Origin of the sequence: uncultured Gelidibacter sp., assembly GCF_947500795.1 — a bacterium.
In the GTDB taxonomy this organism is placed as follows: Bacteria; Bacteroidota; Bacteroidia; order Flavobacteriales; family Flavobacteriaceae; genus Gelidibacter.
This window is the reverse complement of sequence record NZ_CANMTE010000001.1, coordinates 1038085-1058435: the sequence shown is the minus strand read 5'-3', so window position 1 is coordinate 1058435 and position 20351 is coordinate 1038085. Positions and strand designations below refer to the sequence as shown.

Here is a 20351-nt window from a genome sequence, read left to right as displayed (position 1 = left end):
AATCAAGCACTGAAATACGAATGAAAATTGGTATTATGTGGGAAAGCAAAAATCAGTCGATTTAAAGCTTAAAATCAACACCCATTAGTAAACAATTTAAATTATAATATGAAAACAAACATCGGAATTACAAAAGCAAATAGAGAAAAGGTAACTGAAGTGCTGTCTCAATTATTGGCAGATGAATTCGTACTTTATACCAAAACATTAAGAGCACATTGGAATTTGGAAGGACATGACTTCCATACAAAACATTTATTCTTTGAAGAGCATTACAACGCTATCAAAGTTTTTATTGATACCGTGGCTGAAAGAATTCGAAAAATCGGAAATTATGCACCTGGAACTTTAAAGGAGTTTTTAGACTTGACGCATCTTTCTGAAAAGTACACAGGCACTAATACAAGTCATGATTATTCAGCAGCATTATTGGAAGATCATGACACCATCATCCAGTACATCCGTGACAATATTTCAAAAGTAGAAGACGATTTTAAAGATGCAGGTACTGCTGACTTCTTAACCGGAATTATGATGGAGCACGAAGAAATGGCTTGGATGCTTAGAGCTACAATCGCTAAGTAAACCTCACGTTACATTAATTTTTGAAAGGGCTAAATTCAATAGTAATTTGAATTTAGCCTTTCTTTTTTGCTGAAATAGCCAAATGAACACATCCCAGCACTAAGTGTTGTTATATCCTTCAAATTTGTTCGAACCAAAATAATAAAAAGTGTAATTTCTATATCTTTGAACCCAGATAAACGCTTGTCATCGCTATGAATTTGAATATATGGAACCCTTCCTTTAATTCTTATAGAATTCTATTGGATATTTACATATATTCATTGTGCTAATGGTATTTTAGTGGCATATAATAGCGATCCTAATTAATTAATAATGCAAATGACTGATTTTGTTGAAACTTATAGAGCCCACATTATTTATGGGGCGGTGGTAATTATTACTGTATCCGTACTATTTATTCTTACTAATTTAATAAATAGATGGTTGTTAAAGAAGGAAGCAGAAAAGCAGCCCGGCGTTCCATTAAAGCCATTAAAAATTTTAAAAAAGACACTTAATACATTGTGGGTGGTTTTAGGTGTGATTGCCTTTAGTTTTATTTTTGTTGATAGCGATAAGTCTGACACCTTAAAAGAATATTTTAGATTGGCAGTTCATTTAGGCCTAGTCGCTGTTGCCACCATTGTGTTGGCTACTGTGGCCAATATGTGGTTTAAACGCAAGATCGAGGAAAAAATAGCCTTCCAGTACGACCCAACGAGCTACAAATTCTTACGTTATGTTGCGGTTTTTACCATTTGTTTTGTAGGTGTGCTTTTCGGCCTGTTAGCATTTCCATCGCTCAAGGGTGTTGCGCAAACTGCTTTAGGAGGCGCTGGTGTAATTGCCATTATCGCTGGTGTGGCATCTCAAGAGGCTTTATCCAATTTAGTAGGCGGTGTGTTCATAATTTCCTTTAAGCCTTTTAAAATTGGCGATGTCATCAAATTAAGCGATACCATGGTGGGCACGGTTACGGACATTACCTTACGACATACGGTTATCCGAAATTTCGAAAATAAGATGATTGTTATCCCCAATGCCGTCATCAATAAGGAAAAATTGATCAATTACGATTTGGGCGAACTTAAATGTTGTGAACATATAGAAGTGGGAATTTCCTATGACAGCAATATCGAAGATGCAAAAAGGATTTTGCAAGAAGAATGTGAGAAACATCCATTAATCTACGATAACCGCTCGGAACTTGACAAACAGAATGGAAAACCTATCGTGAGAACGGCGCTTACCAAAATTAATGATTCGTCGTACACTATTAGAGCTTGGGCATGGGGCCGGAATTTTACCGACACGTTCAATTTGAAATGTGATGTTTTCGAAAGTGTGATAAAACGCTATGATGAGTCGAATATCGAAATGGCTTACCCAACCCGCACAATTTATATGGTTAGCGATACCAATGAGAAAGTTAAGGTAGAGGAGAAGCAAAAAGTATAATAGTTTAAAAAAAACGGTGCTACTAAAACAGATTTAGAATCCATTCTAGTAGCACAGCTTTTTTTAATTTTAAGGATTTAATTGTAGTTTGAAAAACCGCCTTCTAAGTCATAAATTTCTTTAAAGCCTAATTCTGTTAGAATTTTTGCAGCTTTACCACTTCTGTTTCCACTTTTACAGTAAATATAGATAGGTTCATCTTTGTCCAAAGTTGTAAATGCAGTTTTAAAATCTTCTCTGAAGAAATCAATATTTACAGCATTTTCAATATGGCCTGCTTCAAATTCTTCCGGGGTTCTCACATCAACTAATTGCACCTTTTTTTCAGCAATAGCAGCTTTATATTCCGTTGCGGTTAAAACTTCAGATTGCGCAGTGGCCTCACTGCCTTGCTCTTTACAGGAAAAGCTTACCAAAACGAGGAGTAGGATTAATTTTTTCATAGTAATTTTATATTTGAGATTATAATTAGATACAATAGATCTTTATCAAAAGTATCAATTTTTTATGAGGACTCTTTTCCTGATCCGTAATATCTTTTAGAAATCGATCATGCTGCCTTATTCGTTACAATCCAAACGACATAATTGTTTCACTTCAGCCAAAACGCGTTGTATCTTTCGGTCTGATAATCCAATATTTTTTAATTTATCCGTAGCGTTAAACAATTCTTTTACTAAAATAACATCCGTTTCTATAAGCAAATGCTTTTCCCTTTTGTTGAGAGTTGTTAGGGCCGTTACTGGATATAAGGCCAAGGAATCAATTTGTGCTTTCAGACCGTTATCTTTTGGGTAATCCCAACTCATCAGCGTTAATCCCACACATTTCCCATAATTCACGGCATCTTCGGTAAATCGGGTATTTGTCACTAGCCATCCTTGTTTTAAATGTGTGGTGTTTTTTGGATTGGAATTCCACTGCTGTTGAATGTCTAAAAACCGCGAATTTATATATAATGGTATTTTTACATTGCTGGTTGCTCTGGCATCAGAATGGAATTTGCATTCTATGGCATAAACATTCCCGTCTTTTTCGGCCAATACATCAATTTCGTGAGTTACACAGGCGCCTTGCAAGGTGACACTTACTTTGGTGTCGAATCCTCTTTCCTTTAATAAGGCCCCAATTAATCTTTCAAAAGGATAACCCGTTGGGCCCAATTCAAAAATAGCGCGTTTTAAACTGTAGCGTGAGGCGGAGGTTTTATTAGTGTCTTTTAATAAGCTAAATGCTTTTCTGTATATCGCGTTAGACGACATGCCATCGTAAATCTGACCTTGTATTTTATCTACAATAGTCTCTATCATATCTTGGTTGGCACCAGCCGATTGTAATGATCTTCGAAGTTTTTTAAAGGAGAACAGTTCCGTGTCTCCATTGCTTTTCTTAATATATACTTGGTTTTCCATAGGTTGTCATTGTGGTTAAATCTAAAAATTTCAATCCTTATACCGAAACAAATCATTACGAAATGCTGATTTAAGCAGATGTTGTTATAATCCATCACATGGTACAACATCCAAATCGTAATAAGCAACCAACATAGGGGTGTAATCCTTAAAAAACCTAAATAATAGCTCAACTTTTATACTTATGAGTGAATTAATTTAGTGCTAACATTTCATGAAATTAGCTATTTGTGTTCTTTTTATGATTAGAATCATTCTTTTTGGAGCCACTTACAATCCTTGAAATAATACCTTTTTGTTCTGTGAATTCAGCTATTAAGACTCCAGAGAAGTGAATGCCAATAAAAGCTACCAGGTAGTAAATACCGAAAATATGGATGTCTTCCATCGGTTTTTTCAATTCTTTTGGTCCTAACTCTATGATCAATCCGGTGACTAATGACACAATCACACAGATATAAAAAATAATATAAGTCCATTTCTGAAATTTCTCCTTTGTGGATAGATTTTTGGCTAACGGATTTTGAATCTTCATTTTTCCGAATGCAGGTAGGATGAATCGAATACCAAATAATCCAACCAATACATAGCCCATGTAAATATGCCAATCCCACATAGGTTGTCTTATCTTCTTAGCTAGGGTAATGAGTTGATCTTCAGATAATACTTGGCCTGTGTTAATAAGAGACTCTTGTATGATTGCTGCCATATTGAATTTGTTCATCCACGTTAACCGTAAGAAAATGGTGATTAATAAGAGCAGAAACGCAATAGCTATCGCCCAATGTATGAGGCGATATGTTTTAGAATAGGGTACTTTTTTCATGATATTTGATTTTATAGGAAAGCATAACTTTGATCAGAGCTTTGCTTTCGATTGATTATTTAATCTGTGTGTATTGATATTGAAATAAACTAAAAGTGAAAAGCCGAGAGTTACTTTTCGGCATTTTTATAGTGGTTGGAATCTTGTGCGAATCATGCAGACGCAAAAACAGTTACACATGGCCCAATAAAATGCATTTTCCAAAAGGCTTTTATAAGGTTGAAAAATACATTAAAAGAAAAACTCAATTCTTTTAAACGTGGAAGAAGACCTCTAACAAATAAAGATTCATCTTTAGATAGCATTATTTTTTTTCAGTCTCCATAAGCATTGTTTTAAGTAGTTTTCTTATAACTCCATACTGCCAAACCATTCATAACAACAGCGTAAACCAAAGTTTTGATCAGTTGCGGCAGAATATCCATTAAATCAGAACCTTTGAGCATCACCATCCGCATCACTTCTACATAATACTTAATGGGATTAAACTCGGTAATTAGTTGTGCCCATCTTGGCATACTTTCAATTGGTGTGAATAACCCGCTCATCAAAATAAAAATCACTACAAAAAACCAGGCAATGAACATGGCTTGTTGTTGGGTGTCCGTGAAATTTGAAATGAACAACCCAATACCTAAAACTACCAAGATATAAATGGAGGTGTAAAGGTACAGAAGAAGTAAACTGCCCACCATGGGGACGTCAAAAACAAGTTTGGAGATGATCAATCCGATGCTCAATAAAGCCATCCCAATCACCCAAAACGGAAAGAGTTTCCCAATTATGAATTGACTTTTCTTTATGGGCGTAACATTAATTTGCTCCAAAGTCCCTATTTCCTTTTCCCGCACAATGTTCATTCCCGAAAGAAAAAGGGTAATCATGGTGACCAACAATACCAGGATACCAGGCACCATAAAGGTTTTGTAATTCAGAGTTTCATTATACCAGAATAATGGAATCGTTTCAATGGTAATGGGTTGAATTTGAGCATCTGAAATTTGAGATAAATCGGTTCTTATACTCTTATTGAAGCTTTTGACGATTTGTGTGATATAGACATTTTCAACACCTGCAGCAGCGCCGTCAATGGCATTAATAATAATGCCTAATGTATTGTGTTGTTCTGTTTGTAAGTTTCTCGAAAAGTGTTGGGGAATTTCCATAACGACATCAACTTCGCCTCGTAACATGGCGGCGCTTGCTTTATTTTGCGTAGGATAATCGGTCAGCACATTAAAATAAGTGGACGCATTGAATTTTTCGATCAACGCCCTCGATGTCGAGCTGCGATCGTTATCAATATAGCCGAACTTAATATTCTTGACTTCAAAGGTGGCGGCATTAGAAAGAATAACCAATTGGAGTAGGGGCAATATAAAAATGATAGGAAGCATACCCTTATTTCTAAAGATTTGCTTGAACTCTTTTTGTATGATGTAAAGGATTGTTTTCATAATATTCCCGCGAAGGCGGGAATCTCTTTTTTAGTTATTAATGTCTTATAATTTCGCAACAGCCCGATAATTATCCAAATCAAAAACGTCTTAATATTGTCTGCCCAGGGCCCACTGCGACTGACCACTGCGTACTGTTTACTGAATACTGCCCACTTTTTCACTCCAATCGTATCTTATATTTCTTCACACTCAACGCCATAAAAAATACCGTCATTCCCAATAAAATCAGGGTTTCTTTCCAGATAAATTCCAAGCCAACACCTTTTAGCATAATAGCCTTTAAAATGATGATGAACCATTTGGCAGGAATAATATGACTAATAATTTGAAGCGGCATGGGCATGCTCGAAATAGGGAAGATAAAGCCCGACAATAATATTACAGGCAACATCAATCCCATTAATGAAATCATCATGGCGGTTTGCTGTGTGGCGGAAATTGTGGATATTAAAATGCCTAAAGCGAGTGAAGTGATGATAAAAAGCACACTCTCCAATCCTAATAGTAAAAGACTTCCTTGAATAGGCATATTGAAAATAAATATGCTCAACATGACAATCACAATGGCATTAATGATGGATAGAAAAATATAAGGAATCACTTTTCCAATAATCACTTGGAACGGCTTTAATGGGGACACCAACAAGATTTCCATGGTACCTAATTCCTTTTCTCTGGTAATCGAAATGGAAGTCATCATGGCCGAAACCAACAACAGAATAATGGTCATCACTCCTGGGACAAACATGTACACACTTTTGAGTTCAGGATTGTAAACCATGCGGGTTTGTGGGATTATTTGATAGGCCACGTTGATGTCTTTGTTCAATTCTTTTTGATACTGCTGAAGGATGGCATTGACATAATTGGTAATCGTATTTGCCGTATTTGGGTCCGTGGCATCCGTAATGATTTGGATGGTTGCCTTGTGGTCTTTAATCAGTTTTTTACTGAAATCTTTCTCAAAGTTCAACACGGCTTTTACGTGGCCTTTTTCAAATACAGAAGCTATATCCACTTCACGAGTGATCACTTGTTTGATGCTAAAATACTTTGAAGCCCCTATTTTATTAATGATTTCTTCTGTAGTACTATCTTTTGAATTGTCCAAAATGGCGATATCCACATTATTGATTTCATTGGTTATGGCAAATCCAAACAATAAAATTTGGGCAATAGGCATCCCGAAGAGAATAAACAATGAGCGTCTATCCCTAAAAATGTGGTAGAATTCCTTTTTTATGAAGCCTATAAATCTTTTCATCGTAAGTCCCTGCGAAGACAGGATCTCTTTTTTTAGTTATTAATTGATTGTTACACAGAGCTACACAGAGAAATCACAGAGAAATCACAGAGATTCACAGAATAACTGTAAAATGTGACAGCGAATGAAAACACTTTTTTAACCGCGCGCCAACTCCAAAAACACATCATTCATGCTCTCCGCCTGAAACTGTTCTTTAAGTTTTTTCGGTGTATCTAAAGCTTCAATTTTACCATTGACCATGATGGAAACTCGATCACAATATTCAGCTTCATCCATATAATGGGTGGTTACAAACACAGTGGTGCCTTGGTTGGCCGCTTTATAAATCATTTCCCAAAATTGACGTCTGGTAATCGGGTCAACGCCTCCTGTGGGCTCATCTAAAAACACGATTTTCGGATCGTGAATCAGGGACACTGAAAAGGATAGTTTCTGTTTCCAACCCAATGGTAAAGATCCAACCAATTGGTTGGTAACGTTTTCAAGTCCGAGTTCTTTAATTAAGGCATCTGATTTTTCTTTAATTATTTTTCGTGGTAATCCATAAATTCCTCCAAAAAAGATGATGTTTTCTTTCACAGTTAAATCGTCATATAAGGCAAACTTCTGACTCATATAACCTATGTTTTTTTTAATGTCTTCTGTTTGAGTATAAACATCAAAACCAGCTACTGTGGCCTTTCCAGAGGTTGGGTGTGAAATACCGATCAGCATTTTTATGGCTGTGGTTTTTCCGGCACCATTGGCGCCCAAAAACCCAAAGATTTCTCCTTTTTCAACCTCAAAAGTGATGGAGTTTACAGCTGCAAAATCGCCAAACATTTTGGTTAAACCTTCTACTTGGATGACTTTGCTTTTGCTCATTTTTTTGTGAATTTTGTTTCATCGAGCGCAGTCGAGATGTGTTGTAGTTCCGACTGCGTCCAAACTGACATTTATATTGCTAATTCCATAAAGGTGTCTTCAATAGTGGCTTCGGTTCTTTCAATATAGATATGGGATAGGTTTTTAGATTTTAAATAGGCATTTAAGTCGGCTGGATTAAAATCGGATCGTTTATCTGTATAATGCACAAACTCGCCAAAAGGATAAACACTATGGTGGTGTTCATAGGCTTTTAAACTTGTGATCAGCTGGTACATGTTTGCTGACCTTACATTATAAATAGACTTATGATAGTGTTTCACAATAGCTTTTGGAGTGTCTATCTGCAAAATTTTACCATCTTGAATTAAAGCTACTCGGTCACACAAAGCGGCTTCATCCATATAAGGTGTAGACACCAAAATGGTGATATTTTTTTGTTGCAGACGCTTTAGCATTTCCCAGAATTCCTTTCTCGAAACAGGATCTACCCCTGTAGTAGGCTCATCCAAAAACAATACTTTGGGCTTATGGATTAACGCACAGCTCAAGGCTAGCTTTTGCTTCATGCCACCAGACAACTTACCTGCACGACGGTCTTTAAAAGGTTCAATTTGAACGTAAATATCCTTAATCAAATCATAATTTTCTTCGATAGTCGTTCCGAAAATTGTCGCAAAGAAATTTAAGTTTTCCTCTACTGTCAAATCTTGATATAGGGAGAATTTACCAGGCATATAACCTACGCTGTTCCTGATTTTTTTGTAATCTTTAACCACATCAAATCCAGCCACAGTTGCTGCGCCCTGGTCAGGAAATAACAGTGTGGTCAAAATTCTGAATAATGTTGTTTTACCGGCACCATCAGGACCAATAATGCCAAAAAGCTCATTCGGTTTCACCTCAAATGAAATGTCCTGCAAGGCTTTTACATTTTTATAGGATTTTGATATGTTATGTATTGAAATGCCCACAAATCATTGGTTTTGAACACTGATTTTAATTTCCATAGTGATTTTTGAGGTAATGGAATTTGAGATTAAACAGGCTTTTTCTGATTTTTTTATAATTCGTTCAGTGCGTTCACGTTTAGATTCGTCAGAAATAACGACTTCAGGGAATAGCAATACTTCACTTATCACAAATTTGCCATCTACATTCTCCAAAATACCTTTTGAGCGACATTTAAAACTGACGAATTCCAATTTTGAATAGTCTGCAATTGCTAAAAAAGTGGTCATTAAGCAACTGCTCACTGCTGCCGTAAACAAATGTTCAGGTGACCAAATATGTGGCATTCCTTTATCAAATTCGGGAGGTGTCGCAACTTCTATGCAATTGGTGTCGTTAGTCTCCTTGTTTTCTAATTCTGGTGAACACATCATCCCTTTTCGGTCTTGTGTCCAATGGATGTTGACGTTATAACTATGTTTTTCCATCGTATTTATATGAATTGTTATTTAAAATAGGTGTCGTACTGGTTAATGTTTTCTTCAATGCTAAGTTTGATTTTTGAAGCATCTTCAATCGTTTCAGCTTTTGAAAGCGCCGCAATTTTTTCAATTAATGGATGTAACCAAACGTGTAAATTGTCATGGGACGGGCCTTCCATCGTACAATTTTTTACCACGTAGTTTTTATCTTCATTAAGTTGTTCGGCCAATTTATGATAGTCTTCCAAGCTGTTTGTGGTCTGGGCATAATAGGTTTGTTGCAATTGTTTAACCCCTTCATTGGTGGTTAAATCTGCTTGCCATTTCTCACCATTGTCCATTGCCATGTCTTTTGTCCAAGCATTGCCATATACGTTGGATGTTTCATCATTATGATGTTCATCATCGGACGCCACGGCGTGGTCAATGGCATCCGTATGCACGGTGGTTTCTGAAGTTTTACTGTCCTTGCAGCTTACGATGGTCAAAAGACCAAGTGCGAAAATTAAATGTTTCATTGGTTCTGTTTTTAATGATTATTATGTTTTAATTAGTATTCGAATTGTAAAACCATAATTCTGCGGGCATGCCAATTTTTAGGCTTCCGTCATTGGTGACGTCCACTTTAACGGCATATACTAGTGCCACGCGTTCTTCTTTGGTTTGAATGATTTTTGGAGTGAACTCCGCTTCCGAAGCAATCCAGCTGATTATGCCCTTGTAAGCCTTCATCGTGTCGGCATCATCAATTTTAACGGTGACTTCTTGCCCAATGTTAATGTTTGCCAACTGAGTTTCACTGATGTAGACTCTCAATTGCATGCTGCCCAAATTGGCTATTTTATACAATGGTCGCCCAAAAGAGGTAATCTCCCCAGGTTCTGAATATTTGGTTAATACAGTGCCGTTGATCGGGTTGACAATTATACTTTTATCAATCTGATCATCAATTTGTTTGAGTTGTATATCCATACTCTTCAATTCGTTGACTACAGGCGCATTCTGGATTTCAACACTACGAATTTGATTTTTTATAACATCTATTTCGCCCTGAACATCATCCAACTGTTTTTGTGTGCCTGCATTATCCTTGATGAGGTTTTCAGATCGTGTTTTGTTGGTGTTAGCGGTTTTTAATTTAGCATTTAACACATTAATTTGAGACAGAACCCCTTTAGATTTTGAACTAATGACGTCTTTTGTTACGAACAATTGTTCACGTTTTAAGGCCAACGGAATGGTATCAATATACCCTATGAATTGGTCCTTCGTAAGTTGGTCGCCTTCATTGACATCAAACTGCATCAGTTTTCCGTTGCTTTCAGCAGAAACTGTGATTTCTGTGGCTTCAAAATTGCCGTAGCCATCTGCTTTTCCGTTGGAGTTGTCGCAGGAGAATAGGATAGTTGCTACTAGGCTTAAACTGATTATATAATTATAGTATGTCATGCTATATGTGTTTGTTTCCCGCTGATTTCGCTGATTTTCGCAGAATTGTTTTTTGATATGCTTTCCATCCTCTGCGTTTATCTGCGCTATCTGCGGGAGGTTATTAATGTCCTTTAATAACATTGTAATTTGCTTTTGCCAATTGTAACTGAATTTTATGTTTGATCAAAGTGCTTTCGTCTTCGTATAAATTAGTGAGTTCGGTAATATATGCCGATGAGGTAATGACCCCATTTTTGAGCTGAGAATCCGCTGATTTAAGTACTTCTTTGCGAAGGTTGATGATCTCTAAATCAGAAGTGATAAACGCCTCAATCCTTTTAATCTCGTTGTGCTGCTGGTTCAGTTCAGTGTTGGTGTTTAGTTTGAAGGTTTCTGTCTTAGTATCAATAATGTCTTTATTGATTGACAGGGCTTCTCGCTGTTTTTTATTGGAATTCCAGTCGAAAACATTCCAATTAAGTTTAAAACCAAGAATATAAAAGGGTTGAAAGGAGTTGTCGAGCATATTTAATCCAGGATTGCCATAGCCACCAGTTGCATACCCTAGCAATTTGGGTGAATTTTGTTTAGCAATTATGGCTTCGTTACGTTTAATTTCTTCTTTTTTAAGTTGAAATAAATCCAGTTCTGGTCGGTTCAATTCAGTGGCTGTTTCGATTTCCAGCAAGGTGTTTTGTAATGTTGTAGAAGCATTTAAGGGTTGCCCAATAATACTCGAAAGTGTTTCAATGAGACTGGTTTTAGTGCTTTTTACTTCAATAAGTTTTTGGTTTATTTTCAGTAATTCAGCTTTCAAAATGTTGTCTGATGTAGGTAAAAGCACACCATATTTAATGCCTGAGGTCACTTCGCTCAATTTGGTTTGTAACTGTTTTTGTTTCGCCTTCAATAATAAATCGGTTTCCTGCAATAATAAAACAGAGAAAAAAAGCTGATTGATCTTTTGTTTGAGTTGATAAAGATTGACTTCAACCTGTTTTTGCTTGGATTTTAGTTGGGATAATTTCAGATCTAAAGAGGCAGTTGTAGCCCCTCCGTTATAAATAAGTTGATTTACTGAAAGTGTTGCACGATATTGGTCTTTATTGATTGGTTTTATGGTTGAATTTGGAATAGGAACAGCAATCACATCAGACTGGTAGGTAGCTTGTGCATCAAAACTAAATTGCGGCAATTTTGATGATAAAACAACTTCCTGCTCCAACTGATGTTGCGTTTCAAATAAGGACAATTGTTTCATTAGAGGATAATTGACAGAGGCTAGATCATAACATTCTTGTAGCGTTAGTGTTTCTTGCGAAACCACAGTGCTTGTTATTAATCCTACGCATATGAAAAAAAACCGTTTCATAGTGTTACTTTTTTATGGACTGGATTATAAAATTGGCAACTTCAATTTTTCTTTTTTCTACAAATGCGATATAAGATGTTTCATCCTTTTTGGTGAGTGCTTTAACCAATGGTTTTCCTAAAAACGGAAAAATGTTTAGTGCTAATATGTTCACGAATAATTGGTCAGCATCAATAGGGCTTAAAACCCCTGCTTTTATTTCATTATCCACTTGAACTTTAAATTTTTTAAGATTGGGGAATCCAGTATTGTTCTTAAGTTTTATTATAAAATCTTCATTTCTGTTTAGTTCATTAATGATGAAATTTGGTAGATATGGGTGCTTCATCATAAATGAGGTATAGTCATTGGTAAAGTGCCTGATTTTTTCCTCAATTGAAGAATCATCGTTGAGTATGGTATTTAACTGAGGGGCCAAGAGTGAAAAAACATTTTTAAATACGGCTTCAAAAAGCAATTGTTTGCTTCTGTAATAATAATGAAGCATCGCCTTGTTGATTCCCGCTTTATCGGCAATTTCCTGCATCCTTGCGCCATCCATACCCTTAGATTGAAATATGTTTTTGGCCGCTTCCAAAATTTGTTGCTCTGTAGACTGTTCTTTTTTCATGTTAACTATAAAGTTTAACCGTATGGTAAACAAATATACAAAAAATATAGGTATGAACTTACTTTTTGTTTAACAATCATATTATGAGTCGGTTATTCGATTATTGTTCAAATTCCAATTGAACAATAATCGAATAACTAATTACTACAATTTACTATTGGATAATTTTTCTAAAAAATTTAACATCATACCTTATTGTTGCTAAATAAGTGTGCCAATCTTATTACTATATTTGCTTGTTAATACGCAGTTTTGCATCGTGATGGCAACTGATGCATTTTCAGCTTTCAATACAAGTGCTAACTATGGATACCATCATCAATCAACTTATAGAAGAATTTCAATTGCCACTTCATAACCCGGTGTTGATTTTCTCATTGATTCTTTTTATCATTTTATTAGCGCCATTAGTGCTCCATAGAATACGGATTCCTGGAATTATCGGATTGATTGTGTCCGGAATTATTATCGGACCTGCCGGCTTGAATATTTTGGAAAAAAGTCTTTTTGTGGATGTGTTTTCAACCATTGGGCTTCTCTATATTATGTTTATTGCAGGTTTAGAATTGGATCTTAACGAATTTAAAGCCAATCGGAATAAGAGTCTTTTATTTGGATTTCTAACCTTCACCATTCCAATAAGTATCGGCTTTCCTGTGTGTTATTACATTCTAGGCTTCGATTTTAACGCCAGTTTGCTCACCTCAAGTATGTTTGCTACACACACGTTGGTAACTTATCCTATTGTTAGCAGACTCGGAATTACAAAAAACATAGCAGTGGCTGTAACAGTTGGTGGAACCATCTTAACGGATACTGCAGTGCTGGTGTTGCTTGCTGTTATTTTAGGATCTCATGAAGGTGGACTGACCTTAGATTTTTGGATGCGTTTAGGAATATCCATGGTGTTATTTTCAGCATTTATGTTTTTGGTAATTCCTAGAATCGCAAAATGGTTCTTTCGGAAATTGGAAAGTGAAAAGCATTCCCATTATATTTTTGTATTATCCGTTGTGTTTTTTTCGGCGTTTTTAGCGGAATTGGCTGGATTGGAATCCATTATTGGGGCGTTTATGGCAGGTTTGGCACTTAATAAGCTTATTCCACATTCATCAGCCTTAATGAATCGTATCGGGTTTATCGGAAATTCACTGTTCATTCCATTTTTCCTTATCAGTGTGGGAATGATCGTAGATGTCAGTGTCATCCTCAGCGGACCCATGGCCTTAATTATTGCAGGAACATTGACATTCGCGGCGATTTTCGGCAAGTGGATGGCAGCATGGATTACCCAAATAGTTTTCAAATTCACCAAAGGGCAACGTCAACTTATTTTCGGATTAAGTAGTGCGCATGCCGCTGCAACGCTAGCGGTTATATTGGTTGGTTATAAAGCAGGAATCCTCGATGCGAATATTCTAAACGGAACGGTAATATTGATTTTGGTGACTTGTGTGATCGCATCATTTGCCACTGAAAGCGCCTCCAAAATGGTGATTCGCAACACTGAAGATGATGAAAGCTTGCATTTGGCCTACAGAGTCCACAAAGAAAACATCCTTATTCCTATTGCTAATTTGATCAATATTGATAAAGTTCTTGATTTTGCAGTGTTGATAAAAGAGAAGAAATCTGTTAATCCGTTGTCAATTTTAACCGTAGTTCCTAATACCAAGGAGGCTGAAAAGACCATCATTAAAGCTAAGGAAGGACTCGAAAGTTATATTAATGAAACAACAGCTTCTGACACCCAGGCTACTGTTATGGCTACTATAGATTATAACGCTGCCAGTGGTATTTCTCGTACGGCGAGAGAAATTATGGCCGATATCATCTTATTGGGATGGCCTCAAAAAACAGGGTTTTTAGATAAATTGATTGGTGATAAAATGGAAAGTATTTTGCAGAATACTGAGAAAACACTCTTCATTTGCGATTTTGTAATCCCCCTTGTAAACCATAAAAAACTCGTATTGATTGTACCTCCAAATGCTGAGCTTGAGGAAGGATTTAGAATTTGGTTACACAAAATTGCGAAGTTGTCTTTGGAACTTTCAATCCCTATAGAATTACATTGTACGGAGGAAACGCGTGATGCCATTTTGAAATTTTCAAAAGAGGATAAAGTCACCTTGAATTTAAACTATTCGCATTTTAACGATTGGGAAAATTTCCTTGCGTTAACCCAAAATATTGGGGATACCGATTGTATCATTTTAGTGTCTTCGCGACGCGGCTATGTGTCACATTTCGGACAATTGGAAAGACTACCGTTAAAACTAGAGCGCCTGTTCCCTAAGGTTAGTAAAATCGTTATTTATCCGCAATAATCCCTTGGTAATAGCTATTTTATGTGATCTTTAAACCCGAATTGTTCAAATTGTTCTGAATAATTTAATACACATTTAACACCTAAGCGTAACAAAGGTTACACAATTAATGGCATCTTTCTATTATGTTTGTAGGATCAGTGAAACCTAAAACTTACATAGCGGTCCTCTTGACATTCATTTTTATGGCAAAATTTGTTGCCATAGATGCACACGCGCTAAATACAGTGTTTAGTGATAGTGCTATTACCTTCGTAAATCCGTTTTGTAAAAAGCAAGCTACTGCTGACGACCACTCAAAAAAGTTGAGTATATCTGATCAGGATCAAAACACTTCAAAAGAGATGTATAATTTGATTGGTCAGTGTACCACATCATTTCATCTAGAATTGCTGTCATGGCAAATCAATCCTTCAGATCCCATAATAGAGTTGGATGACCATCTCCCTTCAAAATTAAATTACCGCTATTTAGAAAGCGTTTCTCCGCCACCACGCTTGGCATAATTTTTCATTCCTGAAAATTTATTCGGTGTGTACACACGTCATTTTGTTAACTCAAATTAACTGAGCTAACCCATTACGTCTACCTACACGTCACATCCATCAATCTTATTTATACATTTTAGTAATGTCGACACACGTTTCAATCAGTCGCCGTTCTATACAAGTCTTACGCATTTTAGTCAGCGGCATATTCTTAGTCGCAGGTTTTAATCACTTGACTAACGTAGAAAAAACGGCACAACGCATAGAGCAAGCGAGCTTTAAAGGCATCGCACACTTTTTTGGCGAACCCCAATGGCTCATCATTCTGTCTGGTATTGCCATGCTGGGCGCAGGCTTTTTATTCCTCATCGGTTATAAAACCAAATGGGCTGCAGTCGTCCTGATGGCTATTTTAATTCCCATCACTTTAACGGTTCAAGTGGGACAAATTACAACACTTGGCCCTTTATTTAAAAATATCGCAATTTTAGGTGGACTTCTCTTTTTTATATTGAACGACACTGATAAACTTTTAAAATAAACTCTTATGAAAACATATATTTTTAGTTCCGTATTATTTATTCTGACCTTATTTACAGCAATTCCTATGACTGCACAGGAAAGTACAGACGGTAAAAATAATTATGTGGTACTTACCAAAAAGGTAGCACAATTACAACCTATAATTTTAACAGCTGAGGCACTAAAGGCTGAAGAAGGCGATGCGTTTGGACATTTTCAAGTCATTATCTGTGGCAAGGAAATTGGAGACATTACCGATCCTGAAAAAATCAATCACTTTATTGAAAAAGCAGAAAAAGCGGGCGTTCAATTAATAGCCTGTGGTTTTTCGCTCAATAAATTTAAAGTAGATAAAACCAAGGTTCCAAGTAAAATGACCACCGTAGAGAATGGTATTCTGTATAATTTCCAACTACAGAAGAAAGGATATAAAAGCATCAGTCTGTAAGTATGAAAGCAATTAAAAAAACACTAGTTAAAGCGGTTGTACTTATTAGCATACTAATGATTTCGGTGGCATGTAAAACAGAAGCCTCCACACCAGTAAACAGTAAGGAGAATACTAAGGACACGTTGAGCATAACCATTCTCCAAACAGCCGATATTCACGGACAATTGGATCCGCATCCTGAGTTGTTTTGGGAGAATGAAGAAGTCGTTTTTAAAAATAGAGGAGGACTCGCGAATATTAAAACACTTTTTGACCAGGAACGACAAAAAAATCCGAACCGTACCATAATTGTGGATGGGGGAGATTTGATTCAAGGGAGTGGTTATACCGCCTTGTCTGAAGGTAAAGTGATGCCAAAAATCATTAAGAATATGGGCTATGACGTCATCATTCCTGGGAATTGGGAAGTGGTTTACGGCAAAGACATTATGATGGATGTGATGCAAAACTACGGGACAAAGGTGATAGTACAGAACATGTACCACGAAGCTAACGAAGAACCTCTGTTTTCAGCCTCTTGGGTGAAGGAAATTGAAGGTATTCGTATCGGATTTGTTGGTGTTAACGACCCAGATGTTCCCGTACGGCAAAATCCTATTTTTAGTAAAGGAATAGGGTTTAGCGGTTTAGATGCGAAATTAAAAAACATGATTGACGAATTTAAAGTGCAGGAGAAAGTTGATGTCCTCTTTTTAGTGACGCATATCGGAATTTTTAAACAAGTGGAGTTGGCCAGTAATCCGATTGCTGAAAACGTCGATTATATTTTAGGTAATGATACGCATGAGCGCGTCCGCGAATTGATTCAAGGGAAATATGCTAAAGTTACCGAGCCCGGTGCCTTCGGTTCATTTGTAGGGAAATTGACGCTACATTTTGTGGACGGTCAATTAGTGGCTGACGATTATGAACTTATGGATGTTGATCCGGAGGTTTATAAAGCCGATGAAACCTTACAAGCCATAATTGACGAAGAGAAAGCACCTTATAAAGCCTATTTAGAAACTGTGGTTGGCCATACAAACACACCAATTTATAGATATCTAACCGTTGAAAATCCAATGGATAACATGATTACCGATGCTGCACGTTGGAAAACAGGTGCCGATATTTCTATCTCCAACGGCTTTCGTTTTGGAAACCCAATTGTGCCTGCAGACGGAAAGCCAGCGCCAATTACGAGAGCGAATTTATGGAATTTGTTGCCGGTGAATGAACCCGTTAAAACCGGAAGGGCTACAGGAAAGCAAATAAAGGACTGGTTGGAAAAGGAAATGCATAATGCGTTTTCTCAAAATCCGACAGAACGTTTTGGAGGTTGGTTGGTGCGATTTTCGGGCATGAAAGTCAGCTTTGCCAGTCAAAATGAGCGAGGGAATCGGATTTCTAGCATCATCGTAAAAGGTGAGGAAATGAAGGATGACGAATATTACACCGTTTCTGCCTGTGTGCGACCTGGAGACCCGCTTGATAATTTATGTCGCATGCCTAACGTCAAGGATGTTAAAGTGATGGACTATACCATTCATGAGGCGGTTGAGGAATACCTTCAGAAAAACTCGCCAGTAGCACCGACTTTGGAAGGAAGAGCCTATTGTGATTATTTGGGCACCTATTCGTTTTCAACAGTACCCGGAACGGCATATAAATTTAATTAATAAAAGAACTCAGATGAAAAAAGATAAGAACAATAAAAACGCCAAGAAAACTTGGATTCAGTACGGCATATTTGCCGCAATAGCCATCGCGCTTTACGCGACGGGCTTACATACGGAAGTGATTGGTTTTGCCCAACGTGGACTCTTGGCCACAGGGTTAATGAATCCGGATGTCAAGGACATCACGGAAGTGCGTCATTCTGAAAACTCTAGTGACGTTGCCACATTACCAACAGCAACCAAAGCCGATTTTAGTCTGAAATTAATGGATAGAGTTGGGAAAGTTACGTCTCTAGCAGATTTAAAAGGCAAGGTCATTTTTATGAACTTTTGGGCTACATGGTGTCCTCCGTGCATTGCAGAAATGCCGAGCATCGATAAACTGCACGAAGAAATGGGCGATGAGGTGGCATTCGTCATCCTGTCTTTAGACCAGGATTTTGAATTGGCCAAGGCTTTTGATAAACGAAAAGGCTACGATCTGCCAATTTATGCGCCAGCGAGTAATTTGCCGCCAATGTATCAATCTTCAGCAATTCCGACAACCTATGTGATTGATGCGGCAGGTAATTTGGCATTAACCCATAAGGGCATGGCAGATTATAGCAACTCAGAATTCAAAGATTTTTTAAGAAGTTTGAAATAACAAATACCCTAAAAAGGGATGGAAATCGAAAGTGAAGGAACCGTCCCTTTTTTAGGAATTAGTCCAAATTTATCCGAACTTGGAAGTAAGAAATACATGGCTGCTATGAAACTGAACATCTTATTTATAAACGACGTCCACGGCTATCTCGCGCCACATCCCGAACTGTTTTACGACGCAACGGGCGAAGTGGTTGAAATGGCGGGTGGATACGCCCATATTGGGGGATTGGTAGAACGTATTCGAAAAGAAAATCCCAATACACTTTTATTTGATGGCGGAGACACCTTGCATGGCACTAAACCTGTGGTCGATTCGCAAGGCGAGGCTATGATTCCAATTTTGAACGCCCTACAACCCGACGCGTTGGTTGGCCATTGGGATTTTGGGTACGGACCCGCACAATTACAGAAGATAAACAACCAGTTGACGTTTCCAATTTTGGGATGTAATGTGTACAGAGAGGATGGTTCCAATTTTTTGCAGCCCACAGCGCTCTATGAAAAAGAAGGGGTTAAGATAGGTGTGATCGGTATTTGTGCGATGATTGTAGATAAGGTCATGCCCGAAAAAATGGGAGAAGGTCTCAGATTCACTTCAGGAGTAGATGAAGTTCCAAAATATATCCGTCAATTAAAATCAGCAGGTGCGGATGTAATTGTGTTGCTGTCACACAACGGATTTCCGCAAGATGTGAAACTTTTAAAACAAGTAGGGGGTATTGACATCTGTTTGAGCGCTCATACCCATAACCGACTCTATAGCTCAATAGAAATTAACGGTGCACAAATTGTTCAATGCGGTTGTCATGGTGCTTTTATGGGGAAATTCAGTCTTGAAATAACAGAACATAAAATTAAAACCTCCACTTATGAGCTCATTAAGATTCATAGTTCATTGCCTAAAAGCGCTACGGTAGAAACTTTGGTGGAGAACGTTTTAGAACCTTATCAAGACATAAGAACGAAAGTTTTGGGCCGTACAGATCGTATTTTACATCGGTACAATACTATCAATTCCACCATGGATAATTTTCTGTTAAAGGCAATAGCCCATGCCACCAAAACGGATATTGCCTTTTCTAACGGATGGCGTTACGGAGCGCCGATTGGAGTAGGAGACATCACAGAAAACGATCTCTATAATATCACGCCAATGAATCCTCCAGTGTCCACAGTGGATGTAACCGGAGCAGAAATCAAGCAAATGCTAGAAGAAAATTTGGAACACACCTTCTGCAAAAATCCATTCAGGCAAATGGGCGGTTATGTGAAACGTGTATTCGGATTGCAGATCAATATGCGGATCGAAAACCCGAAAGGGCATCGCATTCAGGAAATTTATTATAAAGGCGAACATCTTGATTTGGACAAATCGTATACGGTGAGCTTTGTGACTACTCAAGGCGTTTCTAAAAAATACGGCAAAAACAGGAAGGCCCATGATCAAAAAGCCGTGGAAGCCATGAAAGCGTATTTAAATGCGCATCCTGATTTCAGTCCAGATACTATTGAGAGTTTCCGATTGGTGTAATGTTCATTATCTTTGATAATTCA

At 37.3% G+C, this 20351-nt stretch carries 21 protein-coding genes; 9 read left to right on the top strand and 12 right to left on the bottom strand.

What is annotated here, in order from left to right; translation table 11 throughout:
* Positions 1 to 108: 108 nt before the first annotated feature.
* Positions 109 to 585, top strand: coding sequence for a Dps family protein (locus tag Q0947_RS04675; protein ID WP_299392256.1), 477 nt, complete (start codon positions 109 to 111; stop codon positions 583 to 585).
* Between the two features lie 321 nt (positions 586 to 906).
* Positions 907 to 2025 (top strand): mechanosensitive ion channel family protein, encoded by a 1119-nt coding sequence (locus Q0947_RS04670; protein WP_299392250.1) that lies wholly within the window; start codon positions 907 to 909, stop codon positions 2023 to 2025.
* Between the two features lie 77 nt (positions 2026 to 2102).
* On the opposite strand, the gene Q0947_RS04665 is transcribed toward Q0947_RS04670, so the two are convergent.
* The 12 genes from Q0947_RS04665 to Q0947_RS04610 all read right to left on the bottom strand — a co-directional run bounded on the left by Q0947_RS04665 (position 2103) and on the right by Q0947_RS04610 (position 12700).
* Entirely contained in the window at positions 2103 to 2468 is a 366-nt protein-coding gene (locus Q0947_RS04665) for a rhodanese-like domain-containing protein (RefSeq protein ID WP_299392246.1), read from the bottom strand.
* A gap of 117 nt (positions 2469 to 2585) precedes the next feature.
* A complete protein-coding gene (locus Q0947_RS04660) occupies positions 2586 to 3437 on the bottom strand; it encodes a restriction endonuclease (RefSeq protein ID WP_299392241.1) in 852 nt (283 codons plus the stop codon).
* Positions 3438 to 3657: 220 nt separating this feature from the next.
* Complete coding sequence (locus Q0947_RS04655; protein ID WP_299392237.1) at positions 3658 to 4263, bottom strand: cytochrome b/b6 domain-containing protein; 606 nt, start codon at positions 4261 to 4263, stop codon at positions 3658 to 3660.
* A 335-nt stretch (positions 4264 to 4598) separates the two neighbouring features.
* Positions 4599 to 5720 (bottom strand): ABC transporter permease, encoded by a 1122-nt coding sequence (locus Q0947_RS04650; RefSeq protein WP_299392232.1) that lies wholly within the window; start codon positions 5718 to 5720, stop codon positions 4599 to 4601.
* A 160-nt stretch (positions 5721 to 5880) separates the two neighbouring features.
* Complete coding sequence (locus tag Q0947_RS04645) at positions 5881 to 6987, bottom strand: ABC transporter permease (RefSeq protein WP_299392227.1); 1107 nt, start codon at positions 6985 to 6987, stop codon at positions 5881 to 5883.
* A gap of 138 nt (positions 6988 to 7125) precedes the next feature.
* Positions 7126 to 7854: an ABC transporter ATP-binding protein gene (locus Q0947_RS04640; protein WP_299392223.1), complete on the bottom strand. Its 729-nt coding sequence runs from the start codon at positions 7852 to 7854 to the stop codon at positions 7126 to 7128.
* A gap of 71 nt (positions 7855 to 7925) precedes the next feature.
* Positions 7926 to 8828 carry an ABC transporter ATP-binding protein gene (locus tag Q0947_RS04635; protein WP_299392219.1) on the bottom strand — a complete coding sequence of 301 codons (903 nt, stop codon included), beginning with the start codon at positions 8826 to 8828 and terminating at the stop codon, positions 7926 to 7928.
* Positions 8829 to 8831: 3 nt separating this feature from the next.
* Positions 8832 to 9293: an OsmC family protein gene (locus Q0947_RS04630; protein ID WP_299392214.1), complete on the bottom strand. Its 462-nt coding sequence runs from the start codon at positions 9291 to 9293 to the stop codon at positions 8832 to 8834.
* A gap of 17 nt (positions 9294 to 9310) precedes the next feature.
* Positions 9311 to 9805, bottom strand: a complete 495-nt coding sequence (locus Q0947_RS04625; protein ID WP_299392209.1) for a hypothetical protein — start codon at positions 9803 to 9805, stop codon at positions 9311 to 9313.
* A 28-nt stretch (positions 9806 to 9833) separates the two neighbouring features.
* Positions 9834 to 10736 (bottom strand): HlyD family efflux transporter periplasmic adaptor subunit, encoded by a 903-nt coding sequence (locus Q0947_RS04620; RefSeq protein ID WP_299392205.1) that lies wholly within the window; start codon positions 10734 to 10736, stop codon positions 9834 to 9836.
* 103 nt (positions 10737 to 10839) lie between these two features.
* Positions 10840 to 12090, bottom strand: coding sequence for a TolC family protein (locus tag Q0947_RS04615; protein ID WP_299392201.1), 1251 nt, complete (start codon positions 12088 to 12090; stop codon positions 10840 to 10842).
* Between the two features lie 4 nt (positions 12091 to 12094).
* The gene (locus Q0947_RS04610) at positions 12095 to 12700 is read right to left on the bottom strand and encodes a TetR/AcrR family transcriptional regulator (RefSeq protein ID WP_299392197.1); all 606 of its coding nucleotides are present in this window, start codon (positions 12698 to 12700) and stop codon (positions 12095 to 12097) included.
* Positions 12701 to 13005: 305 nt separating this feature from the next.
* Here Q0947_RS04610 and Q0947_RS04605 point away from each other — a divergent pair, with 305 nt between their 5' ends.
* The 7 genes from Q0947_RS04605 to Q0947_RS04575 all read left to right on the top strand — a co-directional run bounded on the left by Q0947_RS04605 (position 13006) and on the right by Q0947_RS04575 (position 20328).
* Positions 13006 to 15030 carry a cation:proton antiporter gene (locus Q0947_RS04605; RefSeq protein WP_299392192.1) on the top strand — a complete coding sequence of 675 codons (2025 nt, stop codon included), beginning with the start codon at positions 13006 to 13008 and terminating at the stop codon, positions 15028 to 15030.
* 185 nt (positions 15031 to 15215) lie between these two features.
* Positions 15216 to 15536, top strand: a complete 321-nt coding sequence (locus tag Q0947_RS04600) for a hypothetical protein (RefSeq protein WP_299392188.1) — start codon at positions 15216 to 15218, stop codon at positions 15534 to 15536.
* A 124-nt stretch (positions 15537 to 15660) separates the two neighbouring features.
* Positions 15661 to 16059 (top strand): DoxX family protein, encoded by a 399-nt coding sequence (locus Q0947_RS04595; RefSeq protein ID WP_299392184.1) that lies wholly within the window; start codon positions 15661 to 15663, stop codon positions 16057 to 16059.
* Positions 16060 to 16065: 6 nt separating this feature from the next.
* A complete protein-coding gene (locus Q0947_RS04590) occupies positions 16066 to 16488 on the top strand; it encodes a sulfur reduction protein DsrE (protein WP_299392180.1) in 423 nt (140 codons plus the stop codon).
* Positions 16489 to 16490: 2 nt separating this feature from the next.
* Positions 16491 to 18149, top strand: coding sequence for a bifunctional metallophosphatase/5'-nucleotidase (locus Q0947_RS04585; RefSeq protein ID WP_299392176.1), 1659 nt, complete (start codon positions 16491 to 16493; stop codon positions 18147 to 18149).
* A 13-nt stretch (positions 18150 to 18162) separates the two neighbouring features.
* Positions 18163 to 18795 carry a TlpA disulfide reductase family protein gene (locus Q0947_RS04580; RefSeq protein ID WP_299392172.1) on the top strand — a complete coding sequence of 211 codons (633 nt, stop codon included), beginning with the start codon at positions 18163 to 18165 and terminating at the stop codon, positions 18793 to 18795.
* Positions 18796 to 18813: 18 nt separating this feature from the next.
* Complete coding sequence (locus Q0947_RS04575) at positions 18814 to 20328, top strand: bifunctional metallophosphatase/5'-nucleotidase (protein ID WP_299392167.1); 1515 nt, start codon at positions 18814 to 18816, stop codon at positions 20326 to 20328.
* Positions 20329 to 20351: the final 23 nt, after the last annotated feature.

Coding starts and splice junctions, on each gene's coding strand:
- Q0947_RS04575 (WP_299392167.1), top strand. CDS start 18,814: ATGGAAATCGAAAGTGAAGGAACCGTCCCTTTTTTAGGAATTAGTCCA.
- Q0947_RS04645 (WP_299392227.1), bottom strand. CDS start 6,987: ATGAAAAGATTTATAGGCTTCATAAAAAAGGAATTCTACCACATTTTT.
- Q0947_RS04600 (WP_299392188.1), top strand. CDS start 15,216: ATGGCAAAATTTGTTGCCATAGATGCACACGCGCTAAATACAGTGTTT.
- Q0947_RS04650 (WP_299392232.1), bottom strand. CDS start 5,720: ATGAAAACAATCCTTTACATCATACAAAAAGAGTTCAAGCAAATCTTT.
- Q0947_RS04595 (WP_299392184.1), top strand. CDS start 15,661: ATGTCGACACACGTTTCAATCAGTCGCCGTTCTATACAAGTCTTACGC.
- Q0947_RS04585 (WP_299392176.1), top strand. CDS start 16,491: ATGAAAGCAATTAAAAAAACACTAGTTAAAGCGGTTGTACTTATTAGC.
- Q0947_RS04620 (WP_299392205.1), bottom strand. CDS start 10,736: ATGACATACTATAATTATATAATCAGTTTAAGCCTAGTAGCAACTATC.
- Q0947_RS04660 (WP_299392241.1), bottom strand. CDS start 3,437: ATGGAAAACCAAGTATATATTAAGAAAAGCAATGGAGACACGGAACTG.
- Q0947_RS04670 (WP_299392250.1), top strand. CDS start 907: ATGACTGATTTTGTTGAAACTTATAGAGCCCACATTATTTATGGGGCG.
- Q0947_RS04655 (WP_299392237.1), bottom strand. CDS start 4,263: ATGAAAAAAGTACCCTATTCTAAAACATATCGCCTCATACATTGGGCG.
- Q0947_RS04665 (WP_299392246.1), bottom strand. CDS start 2,468: ATGAAAAAATTAATCCTACTCCTCGTTTTGGTAAGCTTTTCCTGTAAA.
- Q0947_RS04590 (WP_299392180.1), top strand. CDS start 16,066: ATGAAAACATATATTTTTAGTTCCGTATTATTTATTCTGACCTTATTT.
- Q0947_RS04610 (WP_299392197.1), bottom strand. CDS start 12,700: ATGAAAAAAGAACAGTCTACAGAGCAACAAATTTTGGAAGCGGCCAAA.
- Q0947_RS04675 (WP_299392256.1), top strand. CDS start 109: ATGAAAACAAACATCGGAATTACAAAAGCAAATAGAGAAAAGGTAACT.
- Q0947_RS04580 (WP_299392172.1), top strand. CDS start 18,163: ATGAAAAAAGATAAGAACAATAAAAACGCCAAGAAAACTTGGATTCAG.
- Q0947_RS04640 (WP_299392223.1), bottom strand. CDS start 7,854: ATGAGCAAAAGCAAAGTCATCCAAGTAGAAGGTTTAACCAAAATGTTT.
- Q0947_RS04630 (WP_299392214.1), bottom strand. CDS start 9,293: ATGGAAAAACATAGTTATAACGTCAACATCCATTGGACACAAGACCGA.
- Q0947_RS04615 (WP_299392201.1), bottom strand. CDS start 12,090: ATGAAACGGTTTTTTTTCATATGCGTAGGATTAATAACAAGCACTGTG.
- Q0947_RS04625 (WP_299392209.1), bottom strand. CDS start 9,805: ATGAAACATTTAATTTTCGCACTTGGTCTTTTGACCATCGTAAGCTGC.
- Q0947_RS04605 (WP_299392192.1), top strand. CDS start 13,006: ATGGATACCATCATCAATCAACTTATAGAAGAATTTCAATTGCCACTT.